Annotated in this window: 14 protein-coding genes and 1 rRNA gene; 8 read left to right on the forward strand and 7 right to left on the reverse strand. The window is 42.3% G+C overall.

The window, feature by feature from the left end; translation table 11 throughout:
• Positions 1–103: 103 nt before the first annotated feature.
• From PAND9192_RS18800 to glyQ, 3 genes are all read right to left on the reverse strand, one after another.
• Positions 104–1,354 carry a valine--pyruvate transaminase gene (locus PAND9192_RS18800; RefSeq protein WP_087854959.1) on the reverse strand — a complete coding sequence of 417 codons (1,251 nt, stop codon included), beginning with the start codon at positions 1,352–1,354 and terminating at the stop codon, positions 104–106.
• 238 nt (positions 1,355–1,592) lie between these two features.
• Complete coding sequence (glyS, locus tag PAND9192_RS18805; protein WP_087854960.1) at positions 1,593–3,662, reverse strand: glycine--tRNA ligase subunit beta; 2,070 nt, start codon at positions 3,660–3,662, stop codon at positions 1,593–1,595.
• A 9-nt stretch (positions 3,663–3,671) separates the two neighbouring features.
• On the reverse strand, positions 3,672–4,583 hold the full coding sequence (glyQ, locus tag PAND9192_RS18810; RefSeq protein WP_087854961.1) for a glycine--tRNA ligase subunit alpha: 912 nt from the start codon (positions 4,581–4,583) through the stop codon (positions 3,672–3,674).
• 294 nt (positions 4,584–4,877) lie between these two features.
• Between glyQ and PAND9192_RS18815 the strand changes: the two genes are divergently transcribed.
• Positions 4,878–5,567 (forward strand): YiaD family glycine zipper/OmpA-like lipoprotein, encoded by a 690-nt coding sequence (locus tag PAND9192_RS18815; RefSeq protein WP_087854962.1) that lies wholly within the window; start codon positions 4,878–4,880, stop codon positions 5,565–5,567.
• Between the two features lie 257 nt (positions 5,568–5,824).
• Positions 5,825–6,073, forward strand: a complete 249-nt coding sequence (locus PAND9192_RS18820) for a hypothetical protein (protein WP_087854963.1) — start codon at positions 5,825–5,827, stop codon at positions 6,071–6,073.
• A 38-nt stretch (positions 6,074–6,111) separates the two neighbouring features.
• Here the strand turns inward: PAND9192_RS18820 and tusA are convergent, their stop codons facing one another.
• Complete coding sequence (gene tusA, locus PAND9192_RS18825) at positions 6,112–6,363, reverse strand: sulfurtransferase TusA (RefSeq protein WP_060999229.1); 252 nt, start codon at positions 6,361–6,363, stop codon at positions 6,112–6,114.
• Positions 6,364–6,501: 138 nt separating this feature from the next.
• Here tusA and PAND9192_RS18830 point away from each other — a divergent pair, with 138 nt between their 5' ends.
• Both PAND9192_RS18830 and PAND9192_RS18835 read left to right on the forward strand, forming a co-directional pair.
• On the forward strand, positions 6,502–6,690 hold the full coding sequence (locus PAND9192_RS18830) for a hypothetical protein (RefSeq protein ID WP_087854964.1): 189 nt from the start codon (positions 6,502–6,504) through the stop codon (positions 6,688–6,690).
• Positions 6,691–6,807: 117 nt separating this feature from the next.
• Positions 6,808–7,749 carry a LysR family transcriptional regulator gene (locus PAND9192_RS18835; RefSeq protein WP_087854965.1) on the forward strand — a complete coding sequence of 314 codons (942 nt, stop codon included), beginning with the start codon at positions 6,808–6,810 and terminating at the stop codon, positions 7,747–7,749.
• 79 nt (positions 7,750–7,828) lie between these two features.
• Here PAND9192_RS18835 and acuI read toward each other — a convergent pair whose 3' ends face one another.
• The 3 genes from acuI to fadB form a co-directional block, all read right to left on the reverse strand.
• Positions 7,829–8,809 carry an acrylyl-CoA reductase (NADPH) gene (acuI, locus tag PAND9192_RS18840; protein ID WP_087854966.1) on the reverse strand — a complete coding sequence of 327 codons (981 nt, stop codon included), beginning with the start codon at positions 8,807–8,809 and terminating at the stop codon, positions 7,829–7,831.
• A 198-nt stretch (positions 8,810–9,007) separates the two neighbouring features.
• Complete coding sequence (gene fadA / locus PAND9192_RS18845; RefSeq protein WP_087854967.1) at positions 9,008–10,174, reverse strand: acetyl-CoA C-acyltransferase FadA; 1,167 nt, start codon at positions 10,172–10,174, stop codon at positions 9,008–9,010.
• A gap of 2 nt (positions 10,175–10,176) precedes the next feature.
• Positions 10,177–12,363, reverse strand: coding sequence for a fatty acid oxidation complex subunit alpha FadB (gene fadB, locus PAND9192_RS18850; RefSeq protein ID WP_087854968.1), 2,187 nt, complete (start codon positions 12,361–12,363; stop codon positions 10,177–10,179).
• A 255-nt stretch (positions 12,364–12,618) separates the two neighbouring features.
• On the opposite strand from fadB, the gene PAND9192_RS18855 reads away from it, so the two are divergent.
• From PAND9192_RS18855 to PAND9192_RS18870, 4 genes are all read left to right on the forward strand, one after another.
• On the forward strand, positions 12,619–13,245 hold the full coding sequence (locus PAND9192_RS18855; protein ID WP_087854969.1) for a YigZ family protein: 627 nt from the start codon (positions 12,619–12,621) through the stop codon (positions 13,243–13,245).
• Between the two features lie 43 nt (positions 13,246–13,288).
• A complete protein-coding gene (locus PAND9192_RS18860) occupies positions 13,289–14,746 on the forward strand; it encodes a TrkH family potassium uptake protein (protein WP_060999216.1) in 1,458 nt (485 codons plus the stop codon).
• Between the two features lie 10 nt (positions 14,747–14,756).
• On the forward strand, positions 14,757–15,281 hold the full coding sequence (gene hemG / locus PAND9192_RS18865) for a menaquinone-dependent protoporphyrinogen IX dehydrogenase (protein WP_087854970.1): 525 nt from the start codon (positions 14,757–14,759) through the stop codon (positions 15,279–15,281).
• A 498-nt stretch (positions 15,282–15,779) separates the two neighbouring features.
• A 16S ribosomal RNA gene (locus tag PAND9192_RS18870) occupies positions 15,780–15,894 on the forward strand; the annotation flags it as partial.

A 15,894-nucleotide genomic window follows, 5' to 3' on the forward strand; every position in this document is an offset into this window, starting at 1 on the left:
TTAATACTTATAAAAGCGCCGCTATTATTAGCGGCGTTTTTTTATGGGTAATATTTGTTATCTAAATTGTATTTTATCTAAATAGTAATAGGGGAGGGTTGCGTTAGCCCGCAGCATAAGCTCGCATTATCTCTTCAGCAATTATCTTTATCCCTTGCTCCATTTGCTCATCACTTTGAACATAATTCATGCGTAAACATTGCTGACTATGTTGCCACGGTTGCTCTAAACCAATAAAGAAATATTCGCCAGGGACTATCAACACGCCGCGGGCTTTTAAGCGTTGATAGAGCTCTTTAGTGGTGATCGGTAATTCATCACACCACAGCCATAGGAATATTGCCCCTTCAGGCTTATGGATTCGAAACCGTGGGTCGGTAATATAGTGCTGTAATAAACTCACGGCATATTGTGCTTTACGCTGATAAAAAGGGCGAATCACTTCATGGCTTAGCCGTAATAAGTCATTACGACTAATTAATTTGTCGGCAATCGCAGGTCCTAAACTGCCAGGAGCAAGATTGATAATGCCATTGATATTGGTGAGCGCGGTTATTATCTCTTTTTTAGCAATGACGATACCACAGCGAATCCCGGGTAACCCCAGTTTAGATAAGCTCATACATAAGATGGTATTGTGGTTCCAAAATGGAGTTACATCAGCAAAGATAATATCAGGGAAAGGCATGCCGTAGGCATTATCGATAATCAGCGGAATATTGTGCGCTTGGGCAAGAGTATCGAGTTGTTTAATCTCGCCATCGGTCAGTACATTACCGGTTGGGTTGGTTGGGCGCGACGCGCAAATAGCACCAATGCCGTCATCAATAACCAACTGGCTAAAATCGATATGGTATTTAAACAGGCCATTATCTAACAAACTGATTGTCGGTTGGTAAGAGATAAACATATTTGGCTCAAGGCCTGCATCGGCATAACCAATATATTCTGGCGACAGCGGCAACAGAATTTTTTTATGGCTGCCATCCTGACATTTTCCAGCTAATAAATTAAATAAATTAAAGAAGGCACTTTGACTGCCATTAGTCAGGGTGATGTTGTCACTACAGATGTCCCAACCATAGTGGTGATTGAGAAGTGTTGCGAGAGCAGTGATAAAGCGGTCTTTTCCTTGCGGGCCATCGTAGTTGGTGATTGATGCGGTTAACTCTCCAGTTGCAGCCATTTCGCCTAGCAGCTGATTAAAATAGTCGACCATCGCTGGAATTTGAGCGGGGTTACCACCGCCGAGCATGATGGCATCAGGGTTAGTTAGACCATCATTTAGATCGTGCATTAGTTGGGTAATGCCTGAATTACCTGCGAATTTATCGCCAAAGACAGAATATGCCATAGTGCTATTGACCTCGATGTCAGTGCCAATGTTAGCACTTTTAAAGCCCGCTATGTCTGGCGGGGAATAAGTCAAAATACCTGATTGCGATTTGAAGCGAAAGCCTTAGTTTGTGCATCGAGTGGTGGTCTGCTGTGTTGAATGTTTCACGTGGAACAAAGTTAAACCCTAAATATTCAAGTCATAAAAAAACCACGCCGAAGCGTGGTTAGTCATTATTATCAACCAGTGCTAAAAGTTACTTTTGCAGTAATGAAATATCTGCTACTTGTAAGAACTGGTTACGCAATAGGTTCAGTAGTGCTAGACGGTTAACTTTAAGCTTTTCGTCTTCAGCCATCACCATTACGTTATCAAAGAACGCATCAACCGCTTCGCGTAGTGATGCTAGCTCTGTTAGTGCTTGCTGGTAATCGCCAGCAGCAAAGACAGGTGCTAGCGTTGCAACAACTGTTTCAACTTTAGCTGCAAGCTCTTTTTCAGCCGCTTCAACTAATAAGCTATTATCAACCGTCGTTGGTAGCTCACCGTTAAATTTAGCTAGAATATTACCTACACGTTTATTCGCTGCTGCTAGAGATTCAGCGGCATCTAAGTCACGGAAATGACTTACTGCTTTAACACGCTTATCAAAGTCAGACGGTTGAGTTGGGTGCATTGCTAGTACAGCTTGAATAACATCAATGCTGAAACCTGCGTCTTGATACCATGCACGGAAACGACCTAGCATGAATTCAATCACATCAGAATCAACGTTAGCGTTCGTCAGTTTGTCACCAAACAATGAGTGCGCTTTAGCAACTAAGTCAACAAGGTCTAAGTCGTAACCGTTTTCAACGATGATACGTAACACACCTAAAGAAGCACGACGCAATGCAAATGGGTCGCTACCTTTTGGTGCTTGGCCAATACCAAAGATACCTACGATAGTATCTAGTTTATCAGCCATTGCTACTGCAGAAGATACACCAGTGCTTGGGAGTTGGTCACCCGCAAAACGAGGCATGTATTGCTCGTTCAGTGCTAGTGCCACATCTTCAGCTTCGCCGTCATGACGTGCATAGTGCATGCCCATCACACCTTGTGTTTCAGTGAACTCAAATACCATTGAGGTCATTAAATCACACTTCGCTAGTAGACCTGCGCGTTTAGCGTTAGTGACATCAGCGCCGATCTTGTCAGCAATGTAGCCTGCAAGTTCAGTGATGCGATCAGTTTTGTCTTTTATGGTACCAAGCTGCTTTTGGAAGATAGCTGTCTCAAGTTGAGGCAGGCGATCAACTAACTTGCTCTTAAGGTCAGTATTAAAGAAGAACTCAGCATCTGCTAAACGAGGACGAACCACTTTCTCGTTACCCGAGATAACTTGGCTTGGATCGTTAGAGATAATGTTAGATACGAAGATGAACTTAGGCACTAGTTTGCCTTCAGCATCGTAAACAGGGAAGTACTTCTGGTCACCTTTCATGGTGTAAACCAAGGCTTCAGAAGGTACTTTTAGGAACTCTTCTTCAAATGAAGCTGTTAGTACAACCGGCCATTCAACCAGAGAGGTAACTTCTTCAACAAGGTCATCTTCTAGATCAGCGATACCACCGACAGCTTGAGCTGCTTTTTGAGCATCAGCTAAAATGATCGCTTTACGCGCTTCATAATCCGCCATTACTTTACCGCGCTCTTCTAGAATCGCAGGGTATTGATCAGCATTGTCGATAGTAAATTCAGCTTCACCCATGAAACGGTGACCGCGAATAGTACGTGCTGAAGCCACACCTAAAATAGTGCCTTCAATTAGCTCATCACCCAATAGCATCGTCAGTGTTTTTACTGGACGAATAAATTGAGTGTCTTTATCGCCCCAGCGCATAGGGCGCGGGATCGGTAGCTTAGCCAGTGCGTTAGCGACTAGTTCTGGCAGTAATGTTTGGGCTGGTTGGCCTTTAACTTCTTGCTTGAACAGTAACCATTCACCTTTATCGGTAACCATGCGCTCAGCTTGATCAACCGTAATGCCATTACCACGTGCCCAGCCTTGAGCAGCTTTAGTGGGATTACCGTCAGCATCAAAAGCAGCAGCAATTGCAGGGCCGCGTTTTTCAACAACTTTATCAGGCTGGTTTTCAGCAAGTGCGGTTACTTTAAGTGCTAGGCGACGTGGGGCCGCATACCACTTAATACCTTGGTGAGGTAAGTCAGCGGCTTTTAGCTCCGCTTCAAAGTTGGCTGCAAATGCTTCAGCTAGAGTGCGAAGTGCCTTTGGTGGCAATTCTTCAGTACCTAGCTCAATTAAGAAATTCTTATCTGTCATGGCTATCCCTTACTTATCTTTTTTACACATTGGGAAGCCTAGTGCTTCACGTGATGCGTAGTAAGCTTCAGCGACTTGTTTGGTTACATTACGAATACGTAGAATGTAACGTTGACGCTCTGTCACTGAGATTGCTTTACGGGCATCAAGTAGGTTGAAAGCATGTGCTGCTTTCAAAATACGCTCGTAAGCCGGTAGTGGCAGTGGTTGCTCAAGGGCTAATAGCTGCAGTGATTCTTTCTCGCACTGGTCAAAGAAAGTAAATAGGAAATCAACATCAGCGTGTTCAAAGTTGTAAGTTGATTGCTCAACTTCATTTTGATGGAAGATGTCACCGTAGGTTACTTTACCTAGTGGGCCATCGGTCCAAACTAAATCATAAACTGAGTCAACGTTTTGAATGTACATTGCTAGACGTTCAATACCGTAAGTGATCTCACCTGTAACAGGTTTACACTCAAGGCCGCCAACTTGTTGGAAGTAAGTGAACTGCGTTACTTCCATACCGTTAAGCCAAACTTCCCAGCCAAGACCCCAAGCACCCAAAGTTGGGTTTTCCCAGTTGTCTTCTACAAAACGGATGTCATGTACTTTGGTATCAACACCCAGTACTTCTAATGAGCCTAGGTAAAGTTCCTGAATATTATCTGGAGACGGCTTAAGCATTACTTGGAACTGGTAGTAGTGCTGAAGACGGTTAGGGTTTTCACCGTAACGACCGTCAGTTGGACGGCGAGATGGTTGTACATACGCTGCTGCAATTGGTTCTGGACCTAGAGCTCGTAGACATGTCATTGGGTGCGAGGTGCCCGCGCCTACTTCCATGTCAAGAGGTTGCACAATAGTACAGCCTTGTTGGCCCCAGTAATCCTGCAGCGCGAGGATCATGCCCTGAAAGGTTTTAATATCGTATTTCTGCATTGTCAGCTTCGCGAGATTAGTGGATTAAATAGAGTAATTATCCAGTATACCTTGCCTATCCATAGCCGAGTAGGGGAAGTGAGTGTTTTTTATCCATCTAAGTCGAGATTAAAGAAAATTCCTTAATATAACGGTATCAATGGCGAGAGCTGAGAAGGTATTTGACATTATTTTGATAGCGTAAATACAATGGTTGACTACAATAGCGTTAACAAATAGCTCGTGGGTATAAATATTCATTGAGTTTTATTCGATGTGCAATATGTATATCAATAACATAGGTATTTTAATTAAATGGCTCAAAATCAAGTGATGGCGTCAAAAACATGGGTGAGAGCAGCAGTAATTTCTGTTGTTGCAGCAGTGACTCTTGCTGGTTGTTCAACGGTGAATCCTTACACGGGTGAAAGCCAAACAGCGAAAGGCACTAGCGGATCAATTATTGGTGCATTAGCGGGTGCGGCAATTGGTGTGGCATCTTCAAGTAAGCATGATCGTGGTAAAGGTGCACTTATTGGTGCGGCATCTGGTGCTGCACTAGGTGGTGGTATTGGTTATTACATGGATGTTCAAGAGGCGAAACTACGTCAGCAGCTAGCATCTTCAGGTATCAGCGTGACACGTAATGGCAATAACATCATTTTAAATATGCCAAATGAAATTACGTTTGGTGTTGATCAATCTTCATTAAATGGCCGTGCGATGGAAGCGTTACATAACGTAGCGTTAGTTGCTAAGCAATACCCTAAAACACAGCTTAACGTATTAGGCTTTACTGATAGTTCAGGTGCTGCTTCTTATAACCTGCGTCTATCACAAGTACGTGCTGGTGAAGTAGGTAACTACCTTATTCGTCAAGGTGTGAATGCAAACCGTGTTGTATCTCAAGGCCGTGGTGAAAATAGCCCTATTGCAACTAACAGTACTTCTCAAGGCCGTGCACAAAACCGTCGTGTAGAGATTATTCTTTCTCCACTGGGTTAATATTTCGGTGAGTCACGATCAATAAAACCATGGGTTTAGGCTCATGGTTTTTTTTGTTTTTGAAGAGAGTTACATGCGTTTCATGTGAAACTTTGATTGAATTTGGGAATGTGGATGCAGCCTACAATGACGGATATTAAGCCAAGAATTGTGATTTTGGTGTCAGATAGCCGTAGGGGTTCGTGCTAGGGTAAAGTTATATGTTACTAAGTGATTCACGATATATAAGGTGACGTGAAGTTGCCGTAGGAGGCTGAATGACACGGTTCTTAGCGATATCTCCCCACAGTCAATGTTGGTTATTTCACATCGCATTAGTATTGAATATTATCGGAATGATGCTGACTGATATGTGGTTACCAATGGTAGTTGGTGCCATTATTACCGCTTATTTATCTGTTGATGCATGGGTTCGTTTGCGTTATGTGTTGCCACTTAAAAAAGAGATTCAACAGTTACACCACCAACTTGATCAATTGCGCCAACAACAACACGATCAACAATAACAACCAAGCAGCGCGATGAAACGCTGCTTGATGGTTTATTAATTAGTCGTGCCTTTTTGAATCAGAAACCGATAGGGCTGGGTTGTTGTTTCAGAGGCAAGTAAGGTGTGATCCATAAAGCGACAAAAACTCGGAATATCACGAGTGGTTGATGGATCATCAGCTACGACTAATAAGGTCTCATTGGCAGCCATTTTTCTGACAGTTTTACGGACCATCATTACTGGTTCTGGACAACGAAGACCTTGAGCATCGAGGCTATGGGTCGGATTTTCAAAAATTGCAGTCATAATTTACACGTATTATTAGAGACGTTGTGATCATACTGATGGATAAGAATTAATCAATAACGCTTGGCAAATCAAGATAAACTGTGTAACGTTATTAACAAGCTATTAACTTTCTTTCTAATGGATTAGGGGGATATTATGTTGACATCAATTGATCGGATCATGATTTATGCTGTGTTGTGCATTATTTCATTTAGTACCATTATGCTGACGAGCCACCATGCGACAGGGTTGTTTTCGATGGGAGGCCTACTGGCTGCGATTGTCGGTTTGTGGGTGGAGCTTTCCAATAAAACACAATTAGAGCAACAAAAAAAACAGCCTTAATACTGGCTTATATTACAGATGATTAAACGTTCCCGCTTTAAAAAGGCGGGATTTTTTTTATCTATCCCGCCATACTGGAGCCATATTGAATTAATTGTCAGCAGTAGAGATGTAAACATGGAGCTTGAAGAAGTTTATCGTCGTGACTTAAATTTGCTGGTTGCGTTAAAAGTGTTGTTGGAAGAATGCAGCGTCAGTAAAGCCGCAATAAGGCTAAACCTGAGTCAATCAGCAATGAGTCGAGTACTGGGACGATTACGTGATTTGCTTGAGGATCCTCTCTTTACTCGTCAAGGACAATCATTACTACCGACTCAGCGCGCATTAGAATTAAATGAACAACTGAATGAACCACTAGAGTCATTACGTATATTGCTGACTCCAAGTGATTTTGAGCCAGCAGCTTGCGAACAAACATTTAAAATTGCCACCACAGATTATGCAATACAGACTATTTTGCCGTTTGCATTGCCGCGTATTTATCAAGAAGCCCCGCATATTTCACTCGAGTTCAGTCCGTTACAGCATGATAATTTGTTGTCACAGTTAACTTCCGGTGGTTGTGATATGGCAATTTGTCGTCCAAGCGCAGATATGGAACCTTTATGCCATCAGCTTTTAGGGCAAGTGAGCGTATTTTGTTTGGTGAGTAAAAATCATCCCCTGGCCAATAAAGCGCTTACATTTCAGGATTACTTGTCTTATCCACACGCAATGATTGCGGTAAGTGACGGAGTAAAAGCATTAATTGATGAGCAATTGCGTGGTTATCCACACCCTAAAATGGTATTGCGGGCTTATCATCTAGAAGCTGCACTGGCGATCATTGACCAAATGCCATTAATTATTACCGTCCCGGCAGACTTAGCCTATTTGGTAGCAGAACGTTACCAGTTAATTGTGAAGCCATTACCGTTTGAGTTTAAGCCATTTGATTATTCATTATTATGGCATGCGCGTTGTGAGCATTCAGCATCACAATTATGGTTGCGTAATATTATAAAAGAAGAGTGCGGTCGACTGATCAACTCACGTGTTCATGATATTGGTTTATTGTAGTGTTGATGAGTTTTTGCCAACAAAAAGGCCAGCATTTAGCTGACCTTAATTATTAACGAATAATGCTATTAAGTTATTATTATAGCTTGATCACGACACGACCGGTGATTTGACCATTAGTGATCGCTTCAGCACATTCTGCTACTTGTTCAAGCGATACTTCACGACATGCTTGCTCAAAGTAACTTGCAGGCAGTAACTCTGTTAGACGCTGCCATGCTTGTTGACGTTTTTCAAATGGGCACATGACTGAATCGATACCTTGCAAACGTACATTACGTAGAATGAAAGGCATTACCGTTGTTGGTAAATCAAAACCGCCAGCCAGGCCACAGATAGCAACTGCACCGTTGTAGTTAATTTGGCTTAGTACTTTGGCTAATACTTTGCTGCCTACAGTATCAATTGCGCCAGCCCATAATTGCTTATCAAGTGGGCGAGCTGGCTCTTCAAACACACTACGGTCAATAATAGTGGTTGCGCCTAGTTGTTTCAGTAATGGACCGTTAGTTTCAGCGCGGCCAGTTACTGCAGCAACTTTATAACCTAGTTGTGCTAATAATGTCACCGCAACTGAGCCAACACCGCCACTGGCACCGGTTACAATAATTTCGCCAGCATCAGGGGTTACGCCTGCATCAACAATTGCCTGCACACATAACATCGCAGTTAGACCAGCAGTACCCACCATCATAGCTTGCTTACCGTCAAGATTGGTTGGTAATGGTACTAACCAATCTGCTTTTAAACGTGCTTTTTCAGCCATGCCACCCCAATGGCCTTCACCAACACCCCAACCTGTAAGGACTACTTTGTCGCCGACGTGGTAGCGATCATCACTTGATTCAGCCACTGTACCGGTTAGGTCAACACCCGGAACCATTGGGAATTGACGCACAATACGACCTTTACCGGTAATTGCTAAGCCATCTTTGTAGTTTAACGAAGAGTAATCGACATCAATTAATACATCACCTTCAGGCAATTCAGATGTTGCCACTTGGCGAATAGTTGCTAGTGTTTTTTTATCTTCTTGTTCTAGTACTAGTGCTTTAAACATTGCAATACTCCGGAAAAAAATCATGATTAGCAATCAATATAAGCTTGAGTGTAGACGGCTTATGTTGATCAAGAAAATGAAACTTACTCATTGTATCTATGTGTAAGTTGCATGTCTTATCAGCCATTATGCCACCAACAGTAATTCTATTTATAATTAGAAATAATATTCACTTACTTCAGCTATTGTTGAGCATCATTATTCTATGCGCTCAAAGATAGTCGCAATGCCTTGTCCTAAGCCAATACACATAGTGGCTAAACCAAACTGAGCGTGTTTTTGTTCCATCAGATTAATAAGCGTCGTTGAAATTCGAGCTCCCGAACAACCCAATGGGTGGCCTAGTGCAATCGCACCGCCATTAAGATTAATTTTGTCATCAAGTTGCTCTATTAACCCTAATGTTTTAATACATGGCAGTGTTTGAGCTGCAAAAGCTTCATTGAGTTCGATAACACCAATATCATCGAGGCTTAATCCTGCTCGTTGTAATGCTTTTTGAGTGGCAGGCACTGGACCAAATCCCATTAGTGATGGCTCACAGCCCGCAATTGCCATGGCTTTAATTCGCGCACGAATCGGCAACTCTAAAGCGCGTGCTTGTCGTTCATCCATTACCAGCATGGCAGCAGCACCATCGGATAACGCCGACGAGGTGCCCGCAGTAACGGTGCCATTAGCAGGATCAAAGATAGGCCGTAACTGACTTAATCCGGCGATAGTTGTGTCAGGTCGAATAACTTCATCAGTAACATATTTTGTTAAAATACCCTCGCTGTCATGACCTTCTGTTGCAAGAATTTCATTACTAAAGCGACCTTCGATTGTAGCAGCGTAAGCACGTTGGTGTGAACGAGCGCCAAATTGATCTTGAAGTTCACGACTAATAGCATATTTTTTAGCAAGCATTTCAGCAGTGAGTCCCATCATACCAGCTGCTTTGGCAACAGTTTTTGAAAGCTGAGGGTGAAAATCAACGCCGTGATTCATTGGTACGTGACCCATGTGTTCAACGCCGCCAACCAAACAGCTTTGAGCATCACCGACCATAATTGCACGAGTCGCATCATGTAGAGCTTGCATGGATGAACCACAAAGACGATTAACGGTTGTCGCACCTACAGTGCTCGGAATGCCAGCGAGTAAGGCAGCATTGCGGCCTATGTTAAACCCTTGCTCTAAAGTTTGTTGCACACAGCCCCAATAAATATCTTCTAGATTGTTCGAATCTAATTGAGGATTACGACTTAGTAACCCCTGCATTAAATGTGCAGATAAGTCTTCAGCGCGAACATGGCGAAATGCGCCACCTTTTGAGCGCCCCATTGGAGTACGGATACAGTCAACAATCACAACGTTATTCATAATCAAACTCCTTTATGGTTGGCCATCGTGACCGCAGTTGCTGCAGGGTAGTAGCATTCATCGGCAGCTGCTTTTGCTCTTAAGCCAGCGGGTACTTGATATAATGCACCGAGTGATTGATAGCTATCAGCCAATGCGACATAGTTGGCTAAACCAATATGATCTAAGTAACGGAATACGCCGCCTCTAAAAGGAGGGAAGCCCAAACCGTAAACCAATGCCATATCCGCCTCAGCTGGGGTGGCGATAATATTTTCTTCTAAGCAACGTACCACTTCATTAATCATCGGGATCAGCATGCGGTCGATGACAACAGTGCTATCAAAGTCAGTAGGTGTCGCTGCTATTGGTTGGAGTAATGTTGCGGTTTGTGGATCGAATATCTTTTTGGGTTTGCCTTTTTTATCAGTGCTGTAATTAAAAAATCCAGCCCCGGTTTTTTGGCCGAAACGTTGATGTTGGTATAGCACATCAACGGCATCGGTATAGTTTTTTGCCATCCGTTGCGGAAAACCTTGTGCCATGACTTTTTGAGCGTGGTGAGCGGTATCAATACCAACCACATCTAATAGATAAGCCGGCCCCATTGGCCAGCCAAAATCTTGCTCCATAATCGCATCAATTTGAGCATAATCACCGCCATCACGCAGCAACAAACTAAATGCAGCCAAATAAGGAAATAAAACGCGATTGACGAAAAATCCGGGACAATCATTGACGACGATGGGTGTTTTTCCCATTTTAGCGGCGTAAGCAACTACACGATCAATAGTTTCATTGGTGGTATGTTGGCCACGAATGATCTCAACTAAGGGCATTTTGTGGACTGGGTTAAAAAAGTGCATCCCACAAAAATTTTGTGGGCGTTGTAATGATTGAGCCAGTAAATTAATCGGAATGGTTGAAGTGTTTGATGTGAGCACCGTGGTAGTATCAACTTGCCGCTCAACCTCTGCCAATACCGTTGCTTTTATGGCTGGATTTTCAATTACAGCCTCAATAACGATATCAACATGACAGCTATCACTATAAGTCAATGTTGGTGTGATGGTGGCTAAGGTTGCAGCCATCTGTAAGCCATCGATACGACCACGAGTAAGCTTTTTATTGAGTAACTTCGCCGCTTGCTCCATACCGAGTGTTAACGCGTCAGTTGTAATATCTTTCATTATTACAGGCACATCATGAGTGGCTGATTGATAAGCAATACCCCCTCCCATAATCCCTGCGCCAAGTACCATTGCGTGTTGGGTGCTTGGCGCTGTTTTGATCGCTTGTTTGGCTTGGTTTTTAATGTATTGGTCATTGAGAAAAATACCCACCAATGCTTGAGCAACATCGGTTTTAGCGAGGGTCACAAAGTGTTTGTTTTCAATCGCAAGTGCGAGGTCACGGTTGCAGTTCGCTGCTGTTTCTATGGCAGTTACCGCCGCTATTGGAGCTGGATAGTGTTTACCGGCAATGTTTGCCACCATCGCTTTAGCCGTTGTAAAGCTCATTAATGCTTCAGCGGCACTTAACGGTAAAGGCGTTTGTTTTTGATGGCGACGTTGTTGCCAATCTAAATCACCCGCAATTGCTTGTTTGATCATCGCTAATGCTGCGGTTGGTAATATATCTGTAGCTACTACGGCATCTATTAAGCCTATTTTTAATGCCGCTGCTGCGGTTTTATCTTTGCCAGCAGTAATTATTTCCATCGCACTGTCAGCACCAATTAAACGTGGTAAACGTACTGTGCCTCCAAAGCCAGGCATGATGCCAAGTTTGGTTTCTGGTAGTCCAATGCGAGCTTGATGATCCGCAACTCTAAAGTCCGTGGCGAGTACACATTCGCAACCACCACCAAGGGCATAACCATTAATGGCTGCAATGGTTGGGACTGGTAGGTCTTCTAATTTATTAAAAATAGTGTTGGCGTGATGAAGCCACTTTGAAAGTTGATCGGCAGGTAGGGCGAATAATCCTAAAAACTCTGTAATGTCAGCACCAACGATAAAAGCGGTTTTGGTTGAGCGCAATATTACCCCCTTGAGCTTAGGTTGCTGATAGAGCGCATCAAGTGCCAAATTAAAACTTTCAAGAGTAGCAAGATCAAATTTATTGACCGGGGATGGCGCATTAAAAATAACTTCAGCAATGCCATCTTCGAGATAATTAACTGAGACTGTTTCACCGTGGTAAATCATGTTCTATCTCCATATATTCCATTCTATGACGAATTAGGTGTGATTTAACTGGTTTGACCTGTAGTGGTTAATATTTAGTCTGAACCGCAATTGGCACAAATTCAATAATTAATTTAAACATTTGTTTAACATTGTTAGCTGGTGCATCATCTCTAATACAATGATTGAGTTAGCAGCATGAATAATGAACATTACTTTAGTGGTGATAGGGATATGTTATCCTGCCACTCTTTTTTTGATGATGGGAACTGTTTTATGTCAACGTCTGAGCCTTATTTAATCCCACTGCAAGCTGTTACTTTTGAAGAAGAAATAAAGAAAAGCCACTTTATAACTTATTTGGCACATACCGCTTCAATTGATGCTGCAAAACAGTTTATTGCTGAAATAAAGGCAGCTCATGCCACCGCCAATCATCATTGCTGGGGGTTTGTGGCTGGCAGACCCACAGATTCAATGTTGTGGGGCTTTAGTGATGATGGTGAGCCATCTGGTACTGCGGGTAAACCAATACTCGCACAATTAACGGGCAGTGGTGTTGGTGAATTGACAGCGGTAGTTGTGCGCTATTTCGGTGGTATTCATTTAGGGACTGGTGGGTTAGTTAAGGCCTATGGTGGTGGTGTGCAACGCGCATTAACGTTACTGACCACACAACAAAAGATCATCACCAGTGAGTTGTATTTATGTTGTGATTATAATCAAATCTCATTAGTTGAAGCCTTATTAGAGGAATATAACGCGACTCAACTTCAAGCTGATTATGGTCAACAAGTGAATATGCATTTATCACTTGATAGTCGCATTGTGACCGAGTTTAGTACCAAGTTAATTAATCGCAGTGGTGGACGGATTGTCGCAACAGCAACACCTGAGAGTTAACCACTATTTATTATGTATTTTAAAATGAGGGCCGATTAAGGCCATGCAGTTTCGTTCAATTACTCGTATTGTTGGGCTATTGCTCGCTTTATTTAGTGTCACGATGTTAATTCCTGCATTGGTAGCATTGATCTACCGTGATGGTGCAGGATTTCCTTTTATGGTGACATTCTTTTTATTGTTAGCAGGAGGGTCATCGTTATGGTTTCCTAATCGTTACCAAAAACATGAACTAAAGGCTCGTGATGGTTTTTTGATTGTAGTGTTATTTTGGGGGGTTATTGGTAGTGCTGGTGCGGTGCCTTTTCTACTATCTAAAAATCCTGATTTGTCGGTTGCTGACTCCTTTTTTGAATCATTTTCTGCACTGACGACAACGGGCGCAACAGTTATTGTTGGACTTGATCACTTACCCAAAGCGATTTTATTTTACCGCCAGTTACTGCAATGGTTTGGTGGAATGGGAATCATTGTTTTGGCTGTTGCGATATTACCTGTATTGGGTATTGGTGGTATGCAGCTTTATCGTGCTGAAACGCCGGGGCCAGTCAAAGATAGTAAGATGACACCACGCATAGCAGAAACGGCTAAAACATTGTGGTACATCTATCTCGCGTTAACCATTGCTTGTGCATTAGCGTTTTGGCTGGCAGGTATGAGTGGTTTTGATGCGATATCACATAGCTTCTCAACTATTGCGATTGGTGGTTTCTCAACCCACGATGCCAGTATTGGTTATTTTAATAGTCCGACGATTAATATAATCACTGTGTGTTTCCTTTTGATATCTGCTTGTAATTTCTCACTCCACTTTGCTGCGTTTGGTAATGGCAATATAAATCTTAAAACGTATTGGCGAGATCCTGAATTTCGAGCGTTTTTTGTGGTGCAATTTATTTTATTCGCGATTTGTTTTGGAATGCTATTAAAGCATCATTCTTATGACAGTGCTTTTGATGCCTTTGATCAAGCCTTATTCCAAACCGTATCAATATCAACCACTGCAGGGTTTACCACTACCGGTTTTTCAGACTGGCCGTTATTTTTACCTGTGCTATTACTATTCTCATCTTTTATAGGTGGCTGTGCTGGCTCAACAGGGGGCGGCATGAAAGTTATTCGAATGTTGTTACTTTCATTACAAGGGGTGCGAGAGTTAAAACGATTGGTACATCCACGTGCGGTGTATACCATTAAATTAGGCCATAAAGCATTACCACAACGGGTTGTTGATGCCGTGTGGGGGTTTTTCTCGGCTTATGCGCTGGTATTTGTAGTGTGTATGCTGGCACTGATTGCGACAGGTATTGATGAGTTAACTGCATTTTCTGCCGTGGCTGCGACGCTCAATAATTTAGGGCCAGGCTTAGGAGAAGTGGCAGTGCATTTTGGTCAAGTAAATGATTCGGCGAAATGGATTCTTATTATTGCTATGCTATTTGGTCGTTTAGAAGTGTTTACATTATTAGTTTTATTTACACCAACCTTTTGGCGTAATTAAAGGAGCGATCATGGAAAAGGTATTATTACTGCATTCTAGTTGTGAAGGACAAACGATTAAAATCCTTAACCATATAGAGCAGAACCTAGGAGAGCAGTATCAATGTGATTATGCTGATATTCATCTAAAGCCAAAAATTGATTTCAGTGGATATGATCGCGTACTTATCGGTGCTTCTGTGCGTTATGGGCATTTAAACAAAAAGCTTTATCAATTTATTGATAGTAACCGTGAAAATCTTGAGCAAACAAAGGTCGCTTTTTTTTGCGTGAACTTAACTGCTCGTAAAGAAGGCAAAGATACGCCAGCAACGAGTGCTTATGTGAAAAAGTTTTTATTGAAATCACCATGGCATCCAAAAATGATGGCTGTATTTGCAGGTGCATTGCGTTATCCGCGGTATAACTTTTTTGATCGCACTATGATTAAGCTCATAATGAAATTAACCGGCGGTGAAACTGATACTAGTAAAGAAGTGGAATATACCGATTGGCAGAAAGTGTCTAATTTTAGTCAGCAATTTAGAACGCTATAATCGCATTATTGAACGCTTTGTTTGCTTTTTGATCTAACGGGCCGTTTTTATTAATAAATTGCATAAAGTAGTTGCGATGACGACAGTTGTCTTTATACTGCTGCTCTATCGAAACAGTGAGCGGCTTATAAATAAGGCGTTATGCTTCAATCGATTGGATAATGAGTCAGATGAAATAAATTCAAAAAAGTGGTTGACACTTTATGTTATTTCGCTAGAATGGCCGTCCACTTCAACGATAACGAATAAGCAGTTAAATGTTTATCTTATTGAAGAAGAATGTTCTTTAACAATTTGACCATGCAATCTGTGTGGGCACTCGTTGAATAGTTAAGTCGAAAGATTTATCAATGAACTGAGTGACCAATACAAATAACTACGGTTATTTGGCACAGTCAATTCATTATCGTTCTGTTGGAACGATAATAGCTTTAAAATTACATTAGTAGTTTTGAAGTCAGTATTCATTGAGCCGTTTCGAAAGAAACAACAAAACTTTAATTGAAGAGTTTGATCATGGCTCAGATTGAACGCTGGCGGCAGGCCTAACACATGCAAGTCGAGCGGTAACAGATTGATAGCTTGCTATCAATGCTGACGAGCGGCGGACGGG

The organism is Photobacterium andalusiense (assembly GCF_900185625.1).
Taxonomy (GTDB): domain Bacteria; phylum Pseudomonadota; class Gammaproteobacteria; order Enterobacterales; family Vibrionaceae; genus Photobacterium; species Photobacterium aquimaris.